Origin of the sequence: Lysinibacillus sp. NPDC097868 (assembly GCF_044761135.1) — a bacterium.
Taxonomy (GTDB): domain Bacteria; phylum Bacillota; class Bacilli; order Bacillales_A; family Planococcaceae; genus Lysinibacillus.
On the sequence record NZ_JBIWBS010000005.1, the window covers coordinates 49,165 to 69,106 of the forward strand.

Annotated in this window: 16 protein-coding genes and 1 pseudogene; 10 read left to right on the forward strand and 7 right to left on the reverse strand. The window is 35.7% G+C overall.

Going from position 1 to position 19,942, the window contains the following annotated elements:
• The first annotated feature begins 81 nt into the window (after nt 1-81).
• The 6 genes from ACIQXJ_RS20670 to ACIQXJ_RS20695 all read left to right on the forward strand — a co-directional run bounded on the left by ACIQXJ_RS20670 (nt 82) and on the right by ACIQXJ_RS20695 (nt 7,259).
• The gene (locus tag ACIQXJ_RS20670) at nt 82-969 is read left to right on the forward strand and encodes a nucleotidyltransferase domain-containing protein (protein WP_403057154.1); all 888 of its coding nucleotides are present in this window, start codon (nt 82-84) and stop codon (nt 967-969) included.
• Nucleotides 970-1,831: 862 nt separating this feature from the next.
• Nucleotides 1,832-3,883 (forward strand): GAF domain-containing sensor histidine kinase, encoded by a 2,052-nt coding sequence (locus tag ACIQXJ_RS20675; RefSeq protein ID WP_403057157.1) that lies wholly within the window; start codon nt 1,832-1,834, stop codon nt 3,881-3,883.
• Nucleotides 3,884-4,112: 229 nt separating this feature from the next.
• Nucleotides 4,113-4,607, forward strand: a complete 495-nt coding sequence (locus ACIQXJ_RS20680) for an LURP-one-related/scramblase family protein (protein ID WP_401012319.1) — start codon at nt 4,113-4,115, stop codon at nt 4,605-4,607.
• Between the two features lie 415 nt (nt 4,608-5,022).
• On the forward strand, nt 5,023-5,805 hold the full coding sequence (locus ACIQXJ_RS20685; protein WP_403057160.1) for a transporter substrate-binding domain-containing protein: 783 nt from the start codon (nt 5,023-5,025) through the stop codon (nt 5,803-5,805).
• 32 nt (nt 5,806-5,837) lie between these two features.
• The gene (locus ACIQXJ_RS20690; protein WP_403057163.1) at nt 5,838-6,503 is read left to right on the forward strand and encodes an amino acid ABC transporter permease; all 666 of its coding nucleotides are present in this window, start codon (nt 5,838-5,840) and stop codon (nt 6,501-6,503) included.
• 27 nt (nt 6,504-6,530) lie between these two features.
• Nucleotides 6,531-7,259 carry an amino acid ABC transporter ATP-binding protein gene (locus tag ACIQXJ_RS20695; protein WP_403057483.1) on the forward strand — a complete coding sequence of 243 codons (729 nt, stop codon included), beginning with the start codon at nt 6,531-6,533 and terminating at the stop codon, nt 7,257-7,259.
• Nucleotides 7,260-7,390: 131 nt separating this feature from the next.
• On the opposite strand, the gene ACIQXJ_RS20700 is transcribed toward ACIQXJ_RS20695, so the two are convergent.
• From ACIQXJ_RS20700 to ACIQXJ_RS20730, 7 genes are all read right to left on the reverse strand, one after another.
• Nucleotides 7,391-8,386 carry a LysM peptidoglycan-binding and 3D domain-containing protein gene (locus tag ACIQXJ_RS20700; protein ID WP_403057166.1) on the reverse strand — a complete coding sequence of 332 codons (996 nt, stop codon included), beginning with the start codon at nt 8,384-8,386 and terminating at the stop codon, nt 7,391-7,393.
• Nucleotides 8,387-8,720: 334 nt separating this feature from the next.
• The gene (locus tag ACIQXJ_RS20705) at nt 8,721-12,557 is read right to left on the reverse strand and encodes a S8 family serine peptidase (RefSeq protein WP_403057169.1); all 3,837 of its coding nucleotides are present in this window, start codon (nt 12,555-12,557) and stop codon (nt 8,721-8,723) included.
• Between the two features lie 330 nt (nt 12,558-12,887).
• Nucleotides 12,888-13,796 carry a multicopper oxidase family protein gene (locus tag ACIQXJ_RS20710; RefSeq protein ID WP_403057172.1) on the reverse strand — a complete coding sequence of 303 codons (909 nt, stop codon included), beginning with the start codon at nt 13,794-13,796 and terminating at the stop codon, nt 12,888-12,890.
• Nucleotides 13,797-14,207: 411 nt separating this feature from the next.
• Nucleotides 14,208-14,531 (reverse strand): zinc-ribbon domain-containing protein, encoded by a 324-nt coding sequence (locus ACIQXJ_RS20715; RefSeq protein ID WP_403057175.1) that lies wholly within the window; start codon nt 14,529-14,531, stop codon nt 14,208-14,210.
• Between the two features lie 230 nt (nt 14,532-14,761).
• Nucleotides 14,762-15,043, reverse strand: coding sequence for a zinc ribbon domain-containing protein (locus ACIQXJ_RS20720; protein WP_401012332.1), 282 nt, complete (start codon nt 15,041-15,043; stop codon nt 14,762-14,764).
• A gap of 21 nt (nt 15,044-15,064) precedes the next feature.
• Entirely contained in the window at nt 15,065-15,427 is a 363-nt protein-coding gene (locus tag ACIQXJ_RS20725; RefSeq protein ID WP_403057178.1) for a DUF2085 domain-containing protein, read from the reverse strand.
• Between the two features lie 336 nt (nt 15,428-15,763).
• Nucleotides 15,764-16,078 (reverse strand): MazG nucleotide pyrophosphohydrolase domain-containing protein, encoded by a 315-nt coding sequence (locus ACIQXJ_RS20730; protein WP_401012335.1) that lies wholly within the window; start codon nt 16,076-16,078, stop codon nt 15,764-15,766.
• Nucleotides 16,079-16,130: 52 nt separating this feature from the next.
• On the opposite strand from ACIQXJ_RS20730, the gene ACIQXJ_RS20735 reads away from it, so the two are divergent.
• From ACIQXJ_RS20735 to ACIQXJ_RS20750, 4 genes and pseudogenes are all read left to right on the forward strand, one after another.
• On the forward strand, nt 16,131-16,691 hold the full coding sequence (locus ACIQXJ_RS20735; RefSeq protein WP_403057181.1) for an LOG family protein: 561 nt from the start codon (nt 16,131-16,133) through the stop codon (nt 16,689-16,691).
• Nucleotides 16,692-16,752: 61 nt separating this feature from the next.
• Nucleotides 16,753-17,280 (forward strand): dihydrofolate reductase family protein, encoded by a 528-nt coding sequence (locus ACIQXJ_RS20740; protein WP_403057184.1) that lies wholly within the window; start codon nt 16,753-16,755, stop codon nt 17,278-17,280.
• Nucleotides 17,281-17,589: 309 nt separating this feature from the next.
• Nucleotides 17,590-18,417, forward strand: a pseudogene (locus tag ACIQXJ_RS20745) (DUF4822 domain-containing protein); the annotation flags it as partial.
• A gap of 69 nt (nt 18,418-18,486) precedes the next feature.
• Nucleotides 18,487-19,938, forward strand: a complete 1,452-nt coding sequence (locus ACIQXJ_RS20750; protein ID WP_403057187.1) for a sensor histidine kinase — start codon at nt 18,487-18,489, stop codon at nt 19,936-19,938.
• Nucleotides 19,939-19,942 lie beyond the last annotated feature (4 nt).

The following is a 19,942-nucleotide window of genomic DNA, read 5'->3' on the forward strand; positions in this document are numbered from 1 at the left end:
CCTCTTACTAAAGCGTTAAGTTGAAATTAAGAAACAATGAAGCTAGTTTTTCTAAGCTAATAAATGAAAGGAGAAATGTAAATGAACGAAATCATTCAAAAGAAATTGTTAGAAATAGAAGAGAAATATAAGGTAAAGATTTTATATGCTGTCGAATCAGGAAGTAGAGCATGGGGCTTTCCTTCAAAAGACAGCGATTATGATGTTCGATTTATTTATATTCATCCTTCAGAATGGTATCTCTCGATTGATCCACAAGGAATTGGAGTAAAGAGAGATGTAATTGAAGAACCAATTAATGATTTATTAGATATAAGCGGTTGGGAAATCACAAAAGCGCTACGCCTATTTAGAAAAAATAATCCGCCACTTTTAGAATGGTTAAGAAGCAATATTATCTATTATCAAAAATACTCATTTGTTGATAACATACGGTCTTTGGAATCGAGTGTATTTTATCCAAATTCGATGCTTCACCATTATTTAAACATGGCAAAAAACAATTATCGTGAGTACCTGCAGGGACCAGAAGTAAGAATAAAAAAATATTTTTATGTACTTCGGCCGATATTGGCTTGTAAGTGGATAGAGAAATATAATACGACACCTCCAATTAGCTTCCATGAACTATTGGAAGATAGCCTTCAGGAGGGCGAATTAAAAAATGCAATTGAGCATCTTTTAAAACGAAAGCTAATAGGTGATGAGTTAGATATTGAACCCCGTATTCATGTGATTAACGACTTTGTAGAAAGTGAAATGGAACGACTCGAAGAATATGTTAAATCACTCAAAGTTGAAGCGAAGGATCCTACTAAAATATTAAATGAATTGTTTAGAAATACATTGCAGGAAGTTTGGAAATATGTAAATGTGGCTTATAAAAAGAACCACCTAGAATATTGTAGTGTCAGCGTTCTAGATGGTTTTCATTTATCCATATTCAATAATGTTAGTTTTAATAAATGAGGGTAGTCACTTTTGTACACCTTCTAATGTTGAAAAGTGATTTTCGTTTGAAAAAATATCAGTACCTTGGAAGTCATGACTAAATAAAAATGCAGTTGTTGTTTGTTAAAATGAATACACAGGGTTTCCTCTATAATAAAAAACGTATAAAAGAAAAACTGGATGGTTTGGTTTAAGTCCAGTTGAGTATAGAAAAAACTTTGAAAAAACAGCATAAATGAAGTACAACTTTACGGGTTCATATCACTATTCCAGCTGGAGTCGCCGCCTTCCGTTACAATCAATTACCAACTAAAATAGTGTTTACTAAAAAAGTATACAAAAAAACAGGTATAGAAAAAGATCTCTTTTTCTATACCTGTTTCCATATAAGAATTTGTTGGATAATCCTTTTTCTCCAAACTGAGTATAAGAATAAAATGGGAATATAGTAGATTTATGAATCAAATATTTTTTATTTTTAAATTTGCGAGCGTTAAATATTACTGCTAAAAGGGAACAAATGACAATAAAAAGCATTCTGAGAATGTAGCTCATGCAAACAGAATCAATAATCAGTTCTTATTCATTGGTATCATATGTAGGGTCTATTAAGTGGATAGAGCCATTGAAGGTGATTGGTAATGGAAGGATATTAAGAACTAACAAAAGCGAATTGAAGTTATTAGAAGTCCTTATGGTCGTTCCTATCATCGGGTCGAAACAGGCTAGCGCTATCACGGTAAACCGTATCATAAGTAATAGAGGTTTTCCATGTATAATAGGATACATATATAATATAAACTAATCTAGAACTAGACTGTTAGCTAGAAATTATACTTTTACTTATAATTTTAGTAGGTTTTGATTGGAGACATTGTGAATGTTAAGTGAACAGACGAGATATTCTAGGCTCGCGAGTATAACTAAAGTAATTAATACAAAGTTAGAACTACGTGAAGTTTTACAGCGTGTAACGCAGGCAATATCCGAGGAAATCGTGCAATGTAACTCGGTGGGTATTTATTTACCAGAAAAAAATGGAACATTTAGAGGATTTGTAGGAAAACCAGAAGATATGAATGGCATAACGCTCGATACTCAGGTAATTGATGTTGAAACAGACTTACTGGCCAAAGAGGTTATTGAAACTAAAAAAACTATCTATATCTCTGATACCTCAAAGGATAATCGACCGGACCCGAGATCGGTAGAAGCCTTCAAAATTAAGTCCTTATTAGCACTGCCTATCTCATATGAGCAAGAGATATTTGGTTTAGTTTTTTTATTTGATTATGGAACGCCGATGAATTTAACAGAATCAGAAATTCAGAGTGTTGAAGCATATGTAAATATGGCTGCAGTTGCAATTCAAAACGCAAATAATTTAAAGCAAAAGGAAAACCTTATTGCAGAAAAGCAGTTGTTACTCAATGTTACACGTGATTTGTCGATGTGTTCCTCCGTGCAGAAAAGTCTTGATAAATGTTTTTACTACTTAGGAAAGGTTTTAGGTAGCAAAAAAAGTGCAGCCCACATCCTGGATCCATTGGGAAAAAACACAATCACATTCATGAAATTTAATACAGACTGTGATTGGACAGAAGCCAATTGGATGGAGAATCTTAAAAGCATTGGAATGAACCAAAGCTACGAAGCTATGATTCAACAGATTATTGAAACAAAAAGTATAATTGTCACTCCAAATATAGATAGTATGAGTCTTTTTATGATGCCACTAGTTTCAATGGGGGAAGTATTAGGGGTTATAACAGTTGTTAATTTAGGAGGGGAAACATGTAATTTCCATGAATCTCAAATTCAATTAGCAAAATCGATAGTCGATGCCACAGCGCCTACAATTTCAAACTTGTTATATATGGACCAACTTGAAAATATGGTAGAGGAGCGAACAAGGGAACTAGCTGCTGCTAATGAAAAGGTTACAAGTGTTATTGAAAGTATTACGGATGGATTCTTTGCATTGAACAAAGAGTGGGAATTTCTTTACATGAATAAACATCAATATTTGCCGCAAAGGAAAACGGCAAAGGATGTATTAGGACAAAATATATGGGAAATTTTCCCGAAGTGTGTAGATACGGTTATGTATAAGGAATTTCATCGTGCGATGTCAGAGCGAATACCAGTACATTTCGAAATGACCTCAGCATATGGTTATTTTTGGTATGAAGCAGTTGCTTACCCATATGATGAGGGAATCTGTTGCCTTTTAAAAAACATAACTGAAAAAAAGAAATATGAGAAGGAATTGAAAAGATTATCAAACCTAGACTTAATAGGTCAGATGGCAGCGGGTATTAGCCATGAGATTAGAAATCCTATGACAACAGTACGAGGATTTTTGCAGCTATTAAAAAAAGAGAGCGAATTCGAAAAATATAATGATTACTTTAATGTCATGATTGAAGAGCTTGACCGTGCCAATTCTATTATTACTGAATTCCTTTCTATAGGTAATACAAAGACATCCGATTTACAGATGTTAGATTTAAATTCTATTATTCGAGATATTACGCCTTTAATAAAGATAGATGCATTTAATCAAAATAAAAATATTCAATTTAATCTGAATGACATTCCGAATTTACTTTTAAATCGTAACGAAATACGACAATTGATAATAAATCTATACCGTAATGGCTTAGAATCAATGAGAACAGGTAAGGTTCTATCCATCAGTACCTACAAAGGGGATGGAAATTGTGTAATTCTTGCAGTACGGGATCAAGGAGAAGGTATCAGTCCTGCGATAGTTGAGAAATTGGGTACTCCATTTTATACGACCAAAGATAATGGCACTGGCTTAGGACTAGGCATATGCTATGCAATTGCTGCCCGTCATAACGCAAAAATTGAATTTCAAACAGGATCTGAAGGAACTACCTTTTTTATAAAATTTACTTATATATGAAAAAGTGAAACTTTTCTTTAGTGTTGTTACGAGAACCAAGTGTTTAATAGAATAGCAAGATATGCAAATCTCTTTACTTGCATATCTTTTTTGTTAAGAAGGTATTTACATATAATGCTCTGAATAAATAAATTTACAAGTCCAAATTTCAAAAAACTATTTCGATAATTATTAATAGCTATGATGAAATCTGCGCTATATTGATATGCTATTTCGAAGGAGGTGTAGAATGAAGCAACTTTATATAAAGCAAAAGGTATTCAGTCTAAGTGGCAAATTCACAATAAAGGATCAGCAGGAAGAGGATGTTTATTACGTAGAAGGTAGTTTTATGCAAATTCCAAAGACTTTCTCCATTATGAATAAAACAAGAGATGAAGTAGCCCTTATTACGAAAAAGGTGTTCAGCTTTTTACCGAAGTTTTTTGTTGAGGTAAATGGTCGAGAGGTGTTAACGATTAAGAAAGAGTTTTCTTTCTTTAAAGCACGTTATACGATTGATGGAGCAGACATTGAGATACATGGTAACTGGTGGGATATGGAGTTTCAGGTCTTACAGCATGGTGTAGTCATCGGTAAAGTGAACAAGGAGTGGTTCACTTGGGGAGATAGCTATAAGGTTCAAATATTGGATGAGGAGATGGAGGCCATCATTATTGCATTCGTTGTTGCAATTGATTGTGTGAAGGCTGACCATGCGGCTGCTTCCTCAGCAGCGACTTAGAAAATTAACATGTTGAAAATAACCTCCATTAAAGGTGGAACGGTGAACCATACCACAAGTAAGTGCGGTTAATTAAGGCAGCATCAATTTTATATTGGTGCTGCTTTTTTAGTAGACAGTTGTAGAGAAGAGGGTTTAACGATTCAAAGACATATTTGTACCACACCATTTGCTTATGAAATTGTCTTCCATAATGATTACGAAAGCATTTGAAAAGCATCAATATTTGAGGAAAGAGAAGACTTGAAAGAGATGTATATAAATTAAAAATGATTAAAAAGTGTCGGGTACTATTAACAGTGCCATACACTTTTTTGTTTTATCAGGAGTAGATAGGGTATTAACCATCATAAGCAAGTTATTTAGCAAGAAGCATTGTAGGAATAATCGAAAGGGAAAAGGAGTCATAGCCAACATGTTGTTGAATAAAAAGTTACTATTGGTCTTTAGTATAATCGTAGTCTGCTTTTTGACTGGTTGTACAGAGAAGAAGAAGCTTGAGGATGGATCTGAACTGATAAATAAAAACCAATTTGTTTTTGCTACTTCTGGTGAATTTAAGCCATTTAGTTATATGAATGACGATCTCACAATGTCGGGCTTTGATATTGAGGTGGGGGAAGCAATTGCAAAGGAAATGGGCCTTGAGCCGGTTCAGAAACGAATCAAGTTCAAAGGGATTGTAGAAGGGGTAAAAACAGGCCGAGCGGATGCAGCGGTTGCGAGTCACACGATTAACCCGCAGCGCAGTAAACATGTTTCTTTCTCTACCCCGTATTATTATTCGGGACCGAAAATTTTCACCAGACCGGATAGTAAAATTAAGACTGTCGAAGATTTAAAGGGAAAAGAAGTAGCTGTTGCAAAAGGGTCGACATATGCCGATACAGCTTCCGAGTATACAGACAATGTAAAAACATATGACAGCGATATTACAGCTTTAAAGGCGTTGAGTACCGGACGTCATGATGCGGTCATTACAGATTTTGTTACAGGAAAAACAGCTGAAAAAGAAGGGTTTAAGATTAAAGGACAGCAATTAATTAATCGCAGTGAACAAGCGATTGTGCTGCCCCAGGATAATCCAAAGCTATTGAAGCGAGTAAATGAATCTTTGGAACAACTCCGGGAAAATGGGACACTGACTCAGATCAGTATGAAATATTTTGGTGAGGACATTACCAAAAAACCAGAATAAATCAATGCTATAGAAAGAAAGGAAGTAGTACTTTGCCAAGTTTTTCGCATTTTTTTAACATACTAATGGAAACAAAAGGAATATTTTTCAACGCAATGCTATTAACATTAGAGCTGACGGTGGTTTCTATCTTACTTGGAATCGTCATCGGACTTGTCTTTGCCTTATTAAAAATTTCTAATATCAAAATTTTAAAACTTATTTCAGATATATATGTCTATTTGGTTCGCGGAACACCGCTGATCGTTCAAATATTTATCCTTTACTTCGGAATAAGCGGGATTTTCCTTATTCCTGATTTTTGGGCTGCTTCACTTGCTCTAGCGTTACATAATGGAGCTTATATTTCTGAAATCCTTCGGGGAGCAATTCAGTCAGTCGATAAAGGTCAGGTTGAGGCAGGCCGCTCTTTGGGAATGACAAAGATACTGACATTAAGAAGAATTATTCTTCCACAGGCATTCCGTCGAGCGTTGCCGCCTTTAGGCAATCAATTTATCATCAGTTTAAAAGATTCTTCGTTGGCTGCATTTATCTCCATGAATGAGCTGTTTAATGTGGCGACAACACTTGGATCAAATAATTTTGACGAAATGACCTATTTACTCATCGTAGCAGTCTACTATTTATTACTGGTAGCGTTGATGACATTTGTAGTGAACCGAACTGAAATGAAATTAGCAATAAGCGACAGATAGGAGCTGAAAAAATTGGACACCAAGGAAATGATTAAAATAAATCAATTGAATAAATCGTTTGGAGATTTACATGTATTAAAAAATATTGACATGACAGTCTACGAGAGCGATGTTGTTTGTCTAATAGGATCGAGTGGGTCAGGGAAAAGTACCCTCCTTCGTTGTTTAAACTTTTTAGAAAGAAAGGATAACGGCAATATTATTATTGAGGGAAATGAAGTCAATCCACGGACAGATGACCTTAATAAAATTAGAGAAAAGGTAGGAATGGTGTTTCAAAATTTCAACTTATTCCCCCACAAAACGGTTTTGGAAAATATTATTGAAGCACCTATTATGGTAAAGGGTGTAGACAAAGAGAAGGCCGTCAACAAAGCAGAAGAATTACTGAAAAAAGTAGGTTTGGAAGATAAGGCGGATGTCTATCCTAGTAAACTATCAGGGGGGCAAAAGCAACGGGTGGCGATTGCGAGAGCACTTGCGATGGAACCAGACATTATGCTTTTTGATGAGCCAACATCGGCACTCGATCCCGAGCTTGTGGGAGAGGTTTTAACAACCATGAAAGACTTAGCTGAAGAAGGAATGACAATGGTTGTTGTAACCCATGAAATGGGATTCGCAAGAGAAGTAGCTGATTGGATTGTTTATATGCACGATGGGAAAATTATTGAACGCGGCACACCTGAACAATTTTTCGACCATCCGAAAGAGGAGAGAACTCGGGAATTTTTAACTGCAACAATGCTTAAATAAAACATAGAGACCCTGAAGAATAAGCAAAAAAAGAACCTAATCTGGTTCTTTTTTTGCTTTAAATAAGGATTCAAGTCACCTTATTGTTCATATATATTAAATCCTAAGTATAGGATGGGGATTGATGTATGTTAGTTTAATATTGTTACCTTTAATTGTTTTACTCCAAAATTGATTGCATCCTGTTGAGAAGGAAAGAAGACATCGATTCGTTTTCCTTTAATGGCTCCTCCAGTATCTCCTGCAATCGCTTCACCATAGCCTTCTACATAAACTTTACTGCCAAGCGGAATAACAGTTGGGTCAACTGAGATGACCTTTGCATTTGGGTTTGTTTTAAGGTTAATTCCAGTAGCGGTAATGCCGGAACATCCCTCACATGATGCTGTATAGGCTGAAGCTTCCACTATAATTTCCTTTGAAGCTGAATTACTTGTTGAAGGAACAGTTGCTTCAGGTTTACTCTCCGTTGAAGCTGAATTACTTGTTGAAGGAACAGTTGCTTCAGGTTTACTCTCCGTTGAAGCTGAATTACTTGTTGATGGAGCTGTTGCTTTAGGCGTACTCTCCAATGAAGTAGAATTACTTGTTGATGGAGCTGTTGCTTTAGGCATACTTTCCTCTGAAGCTGAATTACTTGTTGAAGGAACAGTTGCTTCAGGTTTATTCTCCGTTGAAGTTGAATTACTTGATGGAGTGGTTGCTGAAGTTGTCGTTTCCTTTGCTTCATGAGTTGCAGGCATTGTTTCAGTTACAGCCGTAGTAGTTTCTAAACCAACAAAGATGGATAGATTTAAACCTGGTTGAATGAGATCAGTATGTAATTGGTTCCATTCTTTAATTTGCGAAACGGTTACTTGATGATTTAGGGCTATGTCCCATAATGTATCACCTTGCTTAACGTTATATTGTTTTTGCTGTGGTATGGTTAGAACATCCCCAGGGTGAATAAGGTTAGTATTAATATGATTGAACTTTTGGATATTTTCTACAGATGTATTATTTGCACGTGATAAATCCCAAAGGGTATCACCTTTTTGGACGGTAATTGTTGCAGCTTGAGCATTAGCACCTAAAGTTGCAGAGAGCATTGCAACTGGTACAATTGATATAATTTTTTTAAGCATTTATTTATCCTCCATGTTCTTGGTTGCTAATTTAAAATAATCGTAACATAGTTTTTTCTGAGAAAAAGAACAGGGAGGTGTTAATTTGTTTACGACTATGGCATTTATATTGCAATAATATTGCTAATATTAAACTTGACTATATTCTAAGAAATTTAATATTAAAATAACCGAAAAGATATAAAATTATGTATTTTTCTATGTATGGTAAGAGTAACTATTATTTATATATTTTGACGATATAATAAAAACTTACTAAGGCATTATTTTATAATAAATAATAAAAAGAGAAATTGCGTTGTGCAATTTCTCTTTTTGATTGAATTGCAATTAATTATAACTGGACCTCGGTAACTTCATTATTATTGCCGTTGCCGTTACCGTTGCCGTTACCGTTGCCATTGCCGTTGCCGTTGCCGTTACCGTTGCCGTTACCGTTGCCATTACCGTTACCGTTGCCATTACCGTTACCGTTGCCATTACCGTTACCGTTGCCATTACCGTTACCGTTGCCATTACCGTTGCCATTACCATTACCATTGCCGTTGCCGTTGCCATTGCCTGGCTTTACAACCAACACATCAAATGTTAGTGTGTGCTCACCATACGTTACCGTAATCGTCGTATTACCTTGACCTTTTCCTTTTACAACCCCTGCTTTTACAGTAGCTATTTTATCATTCGCTACTTCGTAGGTTGAAAGCCTTGTAACATCTTTTTCTGTTGTTTTACCATCAAAAGTAGTTACTTCAGTAATCTTAACTGTAACTTCTTTACCTATTCTTGTTTCAACCTGAGCTTGGTCGATTTCTAGTGTTACTATTGGTTCTTCTATAACAGGTGCTTTAACTGTAACATTTATAGTAACTTCATTATCACCATATGAAATAGTAATTGTAGTCGTGCCTACACCTACTGCAGTTACTAATCCATTGCCGATTGTTGCAACAGTTTCATCTCCAACAACATAAGTAGCTTTTGAAGTTACGTCTTCCTCTGTTGCATCACCTTCTGCTGGTGTTGACGTTTCTGTTACCGTAAGTTGTGCAGTTTCTCCAGCTGTTAGGTTTAACTCAGTTGGATTTACAGAAAGCGTTACTACTGGTTCTACAAGTTCTTTTTCATATATCATTGCTTCACCAACATTACCTGCAGCGTCATTAATTATTACTGTTACAGCATTCGTTTCTGCTGTTACTGGGAATGTGAAGCTACCATCTTGATTTAATTCAAAAGCAACTGGCGCTTGTACTTCGCCATTTACCGTCGAAATATAGGAAGCTTGTAATTTATCATTTAAATTGTAATTTAAACCGTATAAATATAACTCTTCATTATAGTCGATATACTTATCTGTTACCTGTCCTGTAGCGACACCGTCAGCTACTGAACCAGTAATTTCGGGTTTAGTCGTTTTTACGATAATTGGTCCAACATAATCGGAAACTACTCCTGATGCTGCGAGACCAGTGAAGTCAATTGTATACAGACCATCAGGAATCGTTGTGGCAGGTGCTGATCCCCATGGTTTGTACTGACCGCCAACATTCAGCGTATAAGAGCCTTTTCCTAGTGCAGTACCTGCATGTAGATAACCAATGTAGCCGTCTCCGTATTCTCCACCCTCAGGATTCATAATGTCCCAAAGCTCAATATAGTTAGTTGTTACATCTCCAGTTAATGTGAATGAAAGTACAGCTGAGTCTTTCACGCCATCTCCGTTAAAGGATAGGTCTGATTCTGTAATCTTATAATCTTTTATTTCAGTTACTGCTGCTCCGCTAAAGTCGGCTGCGAATGGCAAAGAAATTTCTGTTTCTCCATCACTGATATAAATATACCCTAGTATTTCAGAGCCATTTGGTGCCGTAGCTTGTGAAGCAGTTAATGTAATATTTAAAACTTGCTCACCAACTAGATTAAATGTCGGCTGATCTACTGTAACAGTTGCATCACCAAATGTTTTTGTTACATCAACAGATACATTGTAGTTGCCGCCGTTGCCTTTAATATCTTTTACTAAAACTTGTTTCGTTACAGAAATATCCCGATCTTTAAGAGATTGTGGACCGAAAGTAACTGTACCCTTCAAGTTTTCTGCAACTGCACCAGATCCATCTATAATTGCGCTATCAAGTGCATAGGCAAGGATTTCAGGATGAGCTGCTGCATAAGCATTTACACGCCCTGCACCTTGAGAAAACACATCGTATTTTGTTGTATCTATAACCTTTGCTGTATTAGAAATTGCCACTTTTATATCGAACGCGTCCCAATCAGGATTTGCTTGTTTAACTAATGCAACAATTCCTGCAATATGCGGTGTTGCCATAGAAGTGCCTGTTTTACGAGCATATGCCTCTGAATAATCAGCATCAGGGAAATCTTTTTTATACATTGGAATCGATGACATAATGTTTGTTCCCGGTGCACTTACATCTGGTTTAATATCAAAGTTTGGTGTAGATGGTCCACGTGAACTTGAAGTGTTTACATCATCCCCCAGTGTCTTTGTGGAAGCAAATTGACTAAAGCTTACTTTTCCAGTTCCGCCTGCCAATGCAGCGCGAATTGCATCGCCATCTGTTTGAGACATATCAAATGTCGGCAGAAACTCAAATGAATCACCAAGGAATGTGCCTGAAATATTCGGTGCATTCGTTCCACCAGCAAAGTTATGAATAATTGTTGCGACTGCTCCATTTGCCTTTGCATTCGCAATTTTATCAACGAATGCGATACCGCCACGAGCAATTAATGCCACTTTACCCACTACATCAATTCCTTCAAAATCTTTTACTTCCCCGTTTCCAGGAACAGCGACTAGGTCAAACTCTCCTTGAAGCTGGGTTGATAAATTTTTCCCAAAAGTCGTGCCCATTAATGGAAGCTGTTTAGTTAAGTTGTAGTCGCCAACTGCAACATTCACTTTCCCGTTATACATTGTTTCAGGATATGATGTGTTACCAACAGCAATTCCTAAACGAGCGGTTGCGGGCGTGCCCATTGTTCCACGATTTGGCCCAGAATTTCCTGTTGCTATTACGCCGATTGTTCCAGCCATCATTGCATTATTAATAGCAAATGAACCAGCATCCGTCTCAGAGTTAGCTCCACCGCCAAGTGAAAGGTTAATAATGTCCATTTTTTCTATTACAGCAGTTTCAATTGCTTTAACAATACCAGATGTAGCGCCACTTCCGTAGGCCCCAAGAACACGGTAAGCATAAAGGTCTACTTTGGGAGCAATTCCTTGAATACCGAATTCGTTAGCGCCGATTGCCGCAATTGTTCCTGCAACATGTGTACCGTGTGAAGTATAGAACGAGCTTCCCTTTTCATTAAATTCAGGTGTCCCGGCTGGACGCTCCGAAGGCAATGTTTCCGATGCATCGTCATCTGCACGAGGTTTCGTGTAAGTTGCTGAATTTGGAATAAAGTTTTTTCCGCCTTTGTAAACGCCAGCAAACTCAGGGTGATCTGCATCAATACCAGTATCTAATACTGCTACTTTTATTCCTTGTCCTTCAAAACCTTCCTGCCAAAGCTGTTCAATGCCAAGGAAAGAATTACTTGTATTCATTTGAGCTTCTAATTGATCTTCCTTCAGAAGTTCCGATGATTTCATCGGATTATCTTCTGATGCATAAACAATCGCATCAGGTTCGATTAATGTAATTCCTTCTACTGTAAGTAGTTTCGGAAGATCATTTGCTTTCACAGTTGCCGCAAAACCGTTTAAAACAGTATCAAAAGTGAATCCTTGAGTCATCTGTACTTTTTTAGTAGCTAACTCTTTTTTAACTTTTGTTTGTTGTGCTTTTACATTTGAACGAACTTCATTTGCTCGGGCATTAGAGAATTTCTGGCCTTTGACTTGGCTCATGCCTTGCTCTAGTGCTACAGGCATTTCAGATAAATGAACGATGACCGCAACATCTTGATTGCCTGCTACATTTTGTAAGCTTTCGTGAAGAGTTGGACCATCTTTAGACAAGCTTTGCTGTTCAGCGATAGCCGCCTTTAATTGAATAATACTTTCACTTTGGCTATCTTGCTTAAATGGTTTCGACTCTTCAGCACGAGCAATCGATAATGGAACCAATAGAGAAAGCACCATAACGAAAGCAAGAATACTACTTAGGAACTTCGTAAACTTAAACTTTTTCAAATCACATTTCCCCCTTCAGCTTTAATTGTCACACTTTTCAGTTTAGTGTGGTATTTCCAATTTATCACAAGGGGAGTAATTCGAATATCTCAATATTAAAATATTGATAATTAGTATTAGTTTATTAATGTAATATTGAATCTATCTTCCTGGTAATTTAATGAAATAACAGGACTTTTGAGTGTGAAATGACATTCTATAAGTCATTAATTTTTTCAATTCATCTTATCAAGACAGCAGTTGTAGATACATCAGTGGAAAATAAAAATAGCTGGCGTTTATTTGAAAATAACGCCAGCTAGCTTATATAGTGGAAAACATAATGTGCAATCAATTATTCATTTCTTCATATTTAACTGTAGTAAACATACCACCTAAGCCAACTACACCGTTGTTTGTAACGTGATGAGGCATGTGGCAATGCATTGGCCAAATACCTGGGTTATTGGCTTGGAAGCTAATATCCCAAGTTTCACCAGATGCGACGAGGATAGTGTTTTTATAAATTTGTGTATGAGGGACAATTGGGAAACCATCAGCACCAACTACTTTAAACTGATGTCCATGTAAATGAATGGGGTGGTGGTTCATTTGAATATTACCAAAGCGTACTTTAACCGTATCTCCATATTTGACTAGTAAAGGTTCAGTTAGCGGGTAGCACCGTCCGTTGATTGTAAAAAAATTAAAATCAGGTTTAATAAAAGTTAAATCATACGTACCTTTTGTTAGATCGCCCCATGGTAAAGCATTGATTGCCCATTCTTGAAGTAAACAGAGATAATCTTTGTGGTTTGGAAGGTTCTCCATTAATGGATCTTCAACAATAAAGCCACCTAATAACCCCGCATTGTCTTGTATAGAAACATCTACATGGGAATGATACATATACGTGCCAGGGGGATTAACTATTGTAAAATGATAATCAAAATAATATCCAGGTTCTATAAATGGGGAGGGTTCAATTGGGGGGACACCATCCATAGCATTGGGTACGATTAATCCATGCCAATGCACGCTTGTATGGACAGGTAATTGATTAATGACCCTAATACATACTTTATCTCCAGGAAAAACTCGAATTGTTGGTCCTGGTGTAGAGCCGTTATATCCCCATGCTTTGATAAAGATACCATCTACCAATTCCCACGTTATTTCCTCAGCAACTAAAGTAAAAAACTTTACCCCATTTTTTTGAAGTACGTATGGTAGATCCTCAATACCCGGTGTGATAACCATGATAAAACCCCCTATAAATTCACTTCTTAAAAAATATATGTTTCGAAGGGGGACTTATTCTTTGGTAACGCTATACAAATCTATATACTACTTTTGCTTTAATGTCGTTCTCTCTTTTATTTATAAAATATTTTTCACATTAGGTGGATTCGGGATTTAAACAATAGTTGATTTAATTATGATTATCGTTGGTAAATTTACTGATAAAGATGGACATATTATAAAGTCTTAATTGATCTTAATAAGCAAAATTATTGAAATAAAAAAAACGATAGGCTCATACATACATTTTTTAAGCTTGTTGCTTTTATTTATAGCAATACGATAAAAAGAAGGGAGACTTTTCTAAATGTCTACCCTTCTTTATTGTTTATGATGGAGTGAGTGGAAACCAACCTGTAGTCATATTGATCAGTAATAATAACTATCATCCATCATTTCTGTAGCAAACCCTATTACAAATGAAATAATTGCGAAAATAATTGAAATAGCTAAACCAAACAAAGCAAATATTAAAGCAGACTTTGCTGCTTTAGGTTGAGTGTCTTTCCATACAAAATAGATAATAATGCCAAGCAGAGGGAAACAGCATAAGCTAAGTACATTAACCCAAATATTTGGTTTATCATTTTTTGCTACAGTTACTTGATTGTTAAACTTTAATACGTTGACACCACACTGGATACAAATTTCGGCATTCTCGTTAATGGTAGAACCACAATTAGGACAATACATATTAAAACCCCCTACATACTAAAAAAATTCCCTTTTATCACCTTGTTCACTGCGCTGTTATCTCTTAGCAATTAGTAAAAGCCAACCTTTATTGCTTGATTACTATTTATCCTAGAACCACATGTGACAGAAGATTTGTGACGTAAAGACGTACGCCACATTTAGGGCGAATTTCTGCTAAATCGGAAATATATTCAATTCAATACATAATACATATGTAATCCTTCGTTTTAGTAACTGGATAATCCAATAATGAACATTGCAATATAGAATAATACGATAATACCTATGTTAATAAAGAAGAACATTAAAGCTGATTTAGCCGCAACTGGTTTTTCGTTTTTCCAAACGAAGAACATAATTAATCCAACAAGTGGCACACAGCAAAGGGTAATGATGTTAACGCCCCAGTTTGGTTTGTCTTCACTACCTGCATTTTTTACACGAACACCACAGTGGATACAAATTTCTGCATGTTCCGAAATATGCTCGCCACAGTTTTTACAATACATAATAGAACCTCCAATAGTCTGTTATAGGTTTCTTCCAACATATTGACCAAATAAAAAAAATTGGTAACCAATAGTGTAGAAAATATAAATAATACCGAGCCCACCGGTTAATCCGGTAAGGAACCGTCTATTATTATTACTTGTCCATTTACCAAATAATTGACCTGTACCGTCTACGGCCATTGGTAAAATTAATAAGGCAATAATCCATAGCTTAAATATGCCTAAAAGTATGACTAAAATTATGGATAAAAGATAACCTACTGCCATACCAGTACATCTCGCACATAGAGGGAATTTCTTCCCCTTATAATGGAATGAACGGTCCGGTCTTTGATGGCAAAAGAAAACAACTCGCAATACAAAATTAATAGTATTTGCCAAATTTGTAAACTCCCTTTATTATTCTAGCGTATAGTATATAACATAAATAGAATTTTTGGAATATACTTCATAATTTAGATTTTAATATAAAAGACTTTTTTAATAGAGTGGAATGGGAAATAGCTGATTTTGAGTAATGTGTAAAAGCGCATATGCCAGAGGCTTATAAAACTTTTTGAGCTAGATGAAGGCCATTAAGGCACCGTTAGATTTATATTTAGGTGCCGTGTAACTAGTTACGGAATAACTGTGGATTATGAAGAAAACCACCTAAGACGTTGATATGACAACGATTTAGGTGGTTTTATTATGTTTAAAACTTTTAATTAAGGGCTTCTATTGATATCGTTTTGTTAGTTTATCTTTATGGCTTATCATAATTTCAGTTAGATCAATTTCGTACTTATCAGCTAAAATAAATAAATTATCAAGAACATCGCCTAGTTCTTCTTTTAAATTCTCAATTTGTTGTGCTTTTGGTAGAGCTTTTTCATCTGGACGATCACGCCCAATTTCAATTGTTCGAATGGCTTTTGAAACTTCACCAACCTCTTCCGTTAAAAAATTGACACGAATAAAGGGGTTTAAGTCGTACCAGCCTCGATTTTTGTAAAATTCAGTTATCCACTTTTGATATTCAAAAATATTCAATGAAAATCACTCCTTATACTTCTATAATGATAGCATAAAGGAGGAATCGAATTTGAATATTTCAGTTTATTGCGGTGCAAGTCTAGGTAACAATAATTTATACGAAGAGGCAGCAAAATCACTTGGTAAATGGATTGCCGAAAATGATCATACTTTAGTATATGGCGGAGGAAAAGCTGGTCTAATGGGTGTCATTGCAGATGAAGTTTTATTACATAACGGTAAAGTAATCGGCATTATTCCGACCTTTTTAGTTGATCGAGAGCTTAGTCATCCTAATTTAACTCGTTTAGAAGTTGTGAATTCCATGTCTGAACGAAAAAATAAGATGATTGAATTAGGGAACTGCTATATTGCGCTGCCTGGGGGACCTGGAACTTTAGAAGAAATTTCTGAGGTAATTTCATGGGCAAGAATTGGTCAACACCAAAATCCATGTATTTTATTCAATGTAGGTGGCTACTATGATAAATTAAAAGAATTTTATGATGATATGGTAACAAACGGTTTTTTAACTGAAGCAGATAAAAAGGCAATGTTATTTTCTAACTCATTTATCGAAATCGAACAATTTATTGCAAACTATACACCACTATTGGTAAGAACATATTAATTTTAGATAACAGTTACTGATATACTTAATGTTATCTTCTGAAACAGGAATGGGGATTTATATGGAAAAAAGACGTAATGTTATTTTGTATATAGGTACTTCTATTGATGGTTTTATTGCAAATGATAATGGTACATTAGAGTGGTTGGAGTCTACGGAAGTAGAAGGCGATTCGGGTTACAATTCCCTTCTAAATAAAATTGATACGGTTGTGATGGGTAAGGGAACATATGATACCATTCGAGGATTTGACATGGACTATCCTTATAGTGATTATAAAAACTATGTGTTTTCTAAATCTGTCAGCGGTTCAGATGAATATGCTTCATTTATTAATGAAGATGTTGAAGCTTTCATTAACAATTTAAAGCAACAGCCTGGTAAAGATATATGGCTAATTGGTGGGGGGAATTTAGCACGTGAATTTTTTAAAGAAAATTTAATTGATGAATTCCAACTAGCCATTGCCCCAATTATTTTAGGTAAGGGAATCTCGCTTTATAACGGAGATGATATTACCCAAAAATATAGTTTAAGCAAAGTTGAAAAGTTAGGTCAACTTGCGATGCTTCATTATAAAAAAATTTAATAAGTTACAAACAAACTCGCCAATATCTGTGGCGAGTTTTACTTTTTTATAAGCACCTTACAACGGATAAGATTTTTTTCTCGAATTTATATTTTGTTTATATTTGCGATATATGTAGTTTAGAACTGGACTTCATAATTGAGTATAAGCAAATGAAAAGGGAGAGAATATTATATGAACAACAAATTAAAATTCGCAACACTCGCTATTTTTAGTTCGGTCACAATATTAACGGCATGTAGTGATACTGGGAAAAATGAGACGGACAATTCAGTCGTGCAAAATGAACAGGCGGAAGCCAATCAAGCTGAGCAGCAACTGACAAAGGGCCAAACAATGGCGAATATTTTAAGCAGTACAAATTGGCAAGGTACGCGTGTTTACGACAAAGATAATAATGATTTAACTGAGGAGAATGCTGGATTTATCGGTTTAGCAAAATACGATTCTGAAATAGGTCGATATGAATTTTTTGACGCGAAAACAGGGAAAACTCGTGGCGATGAGGGTACATTCTTTATGACGAATGACGGTATGAAGCGTATTTTAATTTCCGATACGATGAAATATCAAGCAGTTGTTGAAATAATTGCATTAGATGAAGAAGTCTTTACTTACAAACGTATGGGGAAAGATATGAACGGTAATGACATTGAAGTGTTTGTGGAGCATATACCATATGAAAAAGATTTAGCCTTCACTAACGAAGACAAAACGTTAACTACTACTACAGGAGATATTAATACTAATGTAGATGGAGATGACATCCTTGGTAAAACATTATGGCGTGGAACAAAGGTACTTGATGAAACAGGTAATGATGTCACAGAGTTTAATGGGAATTTTTTAAGTGTCGCAAAGTTTGAAGCGGACACAAATAAATATGAATTCTTTAATAGAGAAACAGGAGAAAGTCGCGGTGATTACGGTTACTTTAATGTCATTCATGACAATAAAATTCGCGCACATGTATCAATAGGTGATAATAAATATGGTGCAGCATTGGAACTTACGGAATTAAATGATGACAAGTTTACTTATAAGCGTGTAGGTAAGGATGCAGATGGTAATGATATCACAATCTACGTAGAGCATGAGCCGTATAAGGGAGATTTGAAACCAACATTTAGTTTTTAAAATTACCATATAGTCCATCACTTGAAAAAGTAAGGATTCTCCTTTATAAATTGAGGAAAGGAGATCGATATGACAATCAAGAATAGATTTTTAACTTCTTATATCGGGGGTATTGTGATTGCGAGTGTCTCTATTCTCTCAATTCTATGCATTGTTTTTTATGTGACAACAGGGTCTGTTCCGACACCTAAAACATTGTATCAAACTTTTACAAAGCAACGCTCCTTGAGCCCGGAAGAGGAGCTTGCTTATGTAGAGTTACGTAATATTGCCAAGGAGGATCCAGACAGGCTTTTAGTGCAAGATATGCAAAAAAGTTTTCAACAGATTGAGAAAAGGTCACTCGGAGTTGTCATCCGTCATGAAGAGGAAATTGTTTATTATTCGCATGGGTTAGTAGAACGGTCACTTGTCGTGCATTTTCCAACTTTCAATACGAATAATATTGAAACGAAGGGCACAATAGATAATGCAGGGGGACTGTACCGTTATATTAAGTTTGACTTTTATTATAGCGACAAGTCTAAGGGTAGCGTCTTAGTGCTGAAAAAAGAAAACAGCTTTTTAGATTTCCTTACTAAATGGGGAATTATTATTATTTTCATTATCCTTCTAGTATCGTTCGCCGCAATGCTCTTTTTAAATCAACTTTTACACAAGACAATTATTAAACCTCTAGAAAATTTAGGACAGACTATGTCTGAAATACGAGAGGGCGATTTAATGATAGAGGCACCGACATTACCTGCTAATACAGCACGGGAAGTACAAGAGCTGACAGCTAATTTTGAGAGTATGCGATCAGCACTGTTAGATTCTATTCAGGAGCAACGAAACCTTGAAAAAAACCGTAAAGACCTAATCGCAAGTATTTCTCATGATTTAAAAACACCAATTACAACGATTATTGGATATGTGGAAGGTTTACAGGAGGGAGTTGCCGAAACGCCTGAAAAGCGGGAAAAGTATTTGAAGACCATCCACTCTAAATCACTTGCATTGAACAGATTAATTGAAGAACTTTTTCTTTACTCTAAGTTTGATGCAGAGGCCGTTCAGCTTCATTTTGAGCGTATACAGATCGGCAAGTTCCTTACACATATACTGGAGGAGTTTCAATTATACAATCGAGATGTACAGTTGGTATTGAATGTAGTGGAGGATGTCTATGTTCATATTGATCGTATGCAGATGAATCGGGCAATCTCTAATTTAATTGAAAATAGTATGAAGTTTAAAAAGCCAAATGAACCTTTATGTATGATATTAGAAGTAGTAGTAGTTGAGCAGTTTGTTGAAATTGTTGTAAAGGATAACGGACAAGGAATTTCGGAGCTCCAACTCCCATATGTATTCGATCATTTTTATCGTGGTGAGGAAGCGCGTACGTCGACGACAGGTGGTAGCGGCTTGGGGCTTGCAATTGTGAAGCAAATTGTTGAAAAGCATAATGGACAAGTAAAAATTCAAAGTAAACTACATTTTGGTACAACGGTGACCATAATCTTGGAAAAGGCTTAAAGGA

What these genes read in the sequence shown, in the direction of transcription:
- ACIQXJ_RS20750 (WP_403057187.1), top strand. Translation starts at nt 18,487, where the DNA reads ATGACAATCAAGAATAGATTTTTAACTTCTTATATCGGGGGTATTGTG.
- ACIQXJ_RS20675 (WP_403057157.1), top strand. Translation starts at nt 1,832, where the DNA reads ATGTTAAGTGAACAGACGAGATATTCTAGGCTCGCGAGTATAACTAAA.
- ACIQXJ_RS20680 (WP_401012319.1), top strand. Translation starts at nt 4,113, where the DNA reads ATGAAGCAACTTTATATAAAGCAAAAGGTATTCAGTCTAAGTGGCAAA.
- ACIQXJ_RS20740 (WP_403057184.1), top strand. Translation starts at nt 16,753, where the DNA reads ATGGAAAAAAGACGTAATGTTATTTTGTATATAGGTACTTCTATTGAT.
- ACIQXJ_RS20670 (WP_403057154.1), top strand. Translation starts at nt 82, where the DNA reads ATGAACGAAATCATTCAAAAGAAATTGTTAGAAATAGAAGAGAAATAT.
- ACIQXJ_RS20685 (WP_403057160.1), top strand. Translation starts at nt 5,023, where the DNA reads ATGTTGTTGAATAAAAAGTTACTATTGGTCTTTAGTATAATCGTAGTC.
- ACIQXJ_RS20695 (WP_403057483.1), top strand. Translation starts at nt 6,531, where the DNA reads ATGATTAAAATAAATCAATTGAATAAATCGTTTGGAGATTTACATGTA.
- ACIQXJ_RS20710 (WP_403057172.1), bottom strand. Translation starts at nt 13,796, where the DNA reads ATGGTTATCACACCGGGTATTGAGGATCTACCATACGTACTTCAAAAA.
- ACIQXJ_RS20720 (WP_401012332.1), bottom strand. Translation starts at nt 15,043, where the DNA reads ATGTATTGTAAAAACTGTGGCGAGCATATTTCGGAACATGCAGAAATT.
- ACIQXJ_RS20715 (WP_403057175.1), bottom strand. Translation starts at nt 14,531, where the DNA reads ATGTATTGTCCTAATTGTGGTTCTACCATTAACGAGAATGCCGAAATT.
- ACIQXJ_RS20700 (WP_403057166.1), bottom strand. Translation starts at nt 8,386, where the DNA reads ATGCTTAAAAAAATTATATCAATTGTACCAGTTGCAATGCTCTCTGCA.